General features: G+C 65.9%; 2 protein-coding genes. Both read right to left on the bottom strand.

Annotated features, from left to right (window positions below; genetic code table 11):
• A partial coding sequence (locus ABZZ20_RS36640) for an AAWKG family protein (RefSeq protein WP_356877352.1) occupies positions 1–1670 on the bottom strand: 1670 nt, incomplete at its 3' end.
• Entirely contained in the window at positions 1618–2070 is a 453-nt protein-coding gene (locus ABZZ20_RS36635) for a type VII secretion system-associated protein (RefSeq protein WP_356877350.1), read from the bottom strand. The genes ABZZ20_RS36640 and ABZZ20_RS36635, both read right to left, overlap by 53 nt.
• Positions 2071–3118 lie beyond the last annotated feature (1048 nt).

The raw sequence follows: 3118 nt of genomic DNA, 5'->3' as shown, positions 1-3118 counted from the left end.
GAACCGCCGCCCGGATTCATGAGGCTGTCGATGCCGGTCGTTCCGAAGTCCGGACGGGACACCATGGCGCCGGCCGGGATGCTGTTCAGCGCCGCCAAGGCCCGGACCGGAAGGGTGTCGGTCAACCCGCTCGTGTCAGCGGACCTGCTTGTGTCGAGCGAGGCGCCGTCCCGGCTGTCCGGAAGGTTCCCGTTGGTGGCCGGATCCGCGCCGAGGCCGTCGAGGGCGGCGTTCAGGTTGGCGGATCTCCGTTCCAGCCCGGCGGCGCCGAGGCCGCTCAGGCCGGTGAGATTGCCGTTCAGGCCGCCGGTGGCGCCGCCCGTTCCGTCAAGTGATCCGCTCAGGCCCTGGCTGGTGACGCCGAGGGACTGGGCCTGGCCTCGCTCCCAGGACTGCGAGGGAGAGCTGGTTCCCTTGGTCTGAAGCGGCTCGTCGAAGGCGGTCGCGGCGTCCAGCCAATGGTTGTTGAGGTTCATCAACGCGCTCGCGGCATGCTGGTCGATCATGGCCTCGGCGTGCGCGCTCCACCGCTGGATCGCCGTGTCACCGATCTTCGTCCAGGTATCGGGATTCGAGAGGTCCCCGTAGCCCGGGTAGGTCTGCCGGAAGGCACCGGTGGTGCTGTATCCGGATACCAATTGGCCGTTTTCCACGCTCATTTTCTGCGTGATGAGGACCTGTGTGATGTTGTTCACGAACAGCCATTGCTGCAGCTTCTCCAGCTCTTCCAGGAACCACTGGTGCGGGAGGTGCTTGCCGTCGGCGGCCCACTCGTCCCAAGCGTCCCTGAGGTGACGGACGTTGCGGAGCACATCCTGCTGGGCTCCTATCACCGCGTCGCCGAGACTGGAGCTGGCAGGGTCGCTGTTGATGGGGGCGTGTGCAGGCTTGTAGTCCCTGCCTCCGAGCTGGTTGACGTAGCTCTCGTAGTTCCTGTGTACCTGGACTACCAGGTTCCGGAACACCTCGGCCGCCTGCCCCTTCCACGAGGGCTGCTCCGCGCCGAAGGACTTCTCCCACTGCTCCAACGTGTCGGCCTGGACTTCGAAGAACCTCTTCGCCCGGTCGAACGCCCTGGCCATGCGGTCGAACGACTTGAGGTCGACGACGTCACTCGACGCCACACCCAGCCCGTTTTCGTTGAACCCCTCGGTGGTGTGCTGGTAGTACAGCCGGTCAAGCACGGCCCTGCTTCCCCAGATGTACTGCGCCAGCGCGGTGTTGGTTGAACGCATGCGGTGGCTGCGCAGTCCTTCGCCGCTATAGCCCTGGGGGGCCGCCACCAAGTTGATCTCTGCCCGGATCATCGACAGGCCAGTGTGTGCGCCATCCCCTCGCCCGGTCGTGTAGAACACCAGGTTGTATTCATCGTTCTTGTTCCTGTTCCAACCGATTTCGTCGAGATGCACCGGCTGGACTTTGGTGTGGTGCAACGCCAGCCCGAAGAGCGGGGTCCGCGGGGTGTCCGGGTCTTTGGGGACCTTGAAGAGCGTCTCTCTGTCGGGTACGGGATATCCGGTGAACTGCTTTACCACCTTGGCCCAGTAGTCGGTGTCAGCCACAGCAGTGCGCTCCGCGAGGTAGGAAAGAGATGGAGGGAGGGCTTGTTGTGCCGCTCTAGGTCGCGGAAGCGCCTGACCCGGCCGTCGACCCCGGGTCACCATCGCCATCCGAGAAGATGTCGAGAAGCTTCTCCGCGCTGATGCCGGCCAGGGAGGCACCCTGCGCCTTCAACAGCGTCTTGATGGTCTCGGTCAGGTTGCTGTCGATGTCCTTGAACAGGGTCTGCTGCGCTGCGAGGACATCGTCGATGGCCTTCGCCCCCTTGGTGACCGCGTCGATCAGGACCTTGCCGTTCGGCTCGGACTCAGCGGCCATGCCACCGATGACCAGGAACTTGTTGCGTCCCAGATCGCCGCTGCCGCTGTTCTTGCCCACGATGGCGCTTCTGAGCGCCTTGCCGCTGGCGGCGTCTTCGCGGATGCCCTTCAGCTCCTTGATGAAGTCGGCCATGTCGTTGTCGACGAAGGTCTGCAGGCCCTTGGCGTCGAGGTGGGTCAGGTCTGCCACCGTTTGCCTCCTGAATCTGGCGAGTGCTGTCGGACGCATGCCGGTCGGCACACAGCGAAGCGAACGGGCCGGTCCGCCGCTCATCGGCCGATGGTGGCCTCGGCCCCCGTCCGGGGACAGCGAATTCTCGCTGCACTTGTGGTTGCGGAAGGTGTCCGTGGGCACGGCGGCATGTGGGATGCCCTTCCGGCCGCCGACCGTGCGGCGGCTGCTATCGCCTCCCGGCACGGCCCGCTTCGGCCGACGGGCCACTGGGGTGGCTCGGCTTCCGAGGGTTGAGACCAACCTTTCTGAGAGCGCTCGCAGTTGAGGGCATCCGGGCCGTCGGCCTTGGAACTCAGCCCTTTCGTACACCGCGATCGCCACCCGCCCCTCGCTCGGCGACGGGCGACGGCGGACCGGCCGGCCCCCGCCCTGCGAATCCCTCAGGCAGGAGTCGCGATCACAGCGGTACCGCCCGACCGTGGCGGAGGCAGTGACCATCGGAGACGTGGCCGGTCATGGTGGGGCGCGCGGGTGCCGGCGTTCTTCGGGTGACTCGCAGCCCGGTCCGGCGGGCCCCCTTCACTCGACTCGGATCCCGCGGAACTTCTGCCGCGCCGCGCCCGAAGCGTCCACCGCGATTACTGCGCATAAGCTCGGTGGACCGTCGGCATCCGCGTGCCGTGTACCGTCCGCCTCGTGGACGACAAGGTGGCCGGTCTCTACGCACTGGCTGCTTGCGGTCGCACATATATCACATGCAACCGCTCGCACGGCCCTGCTTGCGAAATCCATGCCGGGATGCGGAACCGCTTCGGAAATCCCCTGTCTGAAGAGGATCCTCACGATTGTGGACTCGCCCCTGCGAGTACCCCGCTCGCCGCGGGAACCGATCGCCGTCACTTTTCGGGTGCTCCGCTGTGTGCGCACTGGCGGGCAGCAGACAGCGAATGGTCCGGTCTGCCGTTCAGCGGCCGATCGTGACGTCCTGCCACATCGCGGACAGCGAGGCTTCGCTGTACTTGTAGTTGCCCCCGATGGTGTCCAGCAGGCTGGCATTGGACGT

It is taken from the genome of Streptomyces sp. NPDC006430 (assembly GCF_040612395.1).
Classification (GTDB): domain Bacteria; phylum Actinomycetota; class Actinomycetes; order Streptomycetales; family Streptomycetaceae; genus Streptomyces.
The sequence above is the reverse complement of the archived record's forward strand: the minus strand, read 5'-3'. Positions and strand labels throughout refer to the sequence as shown.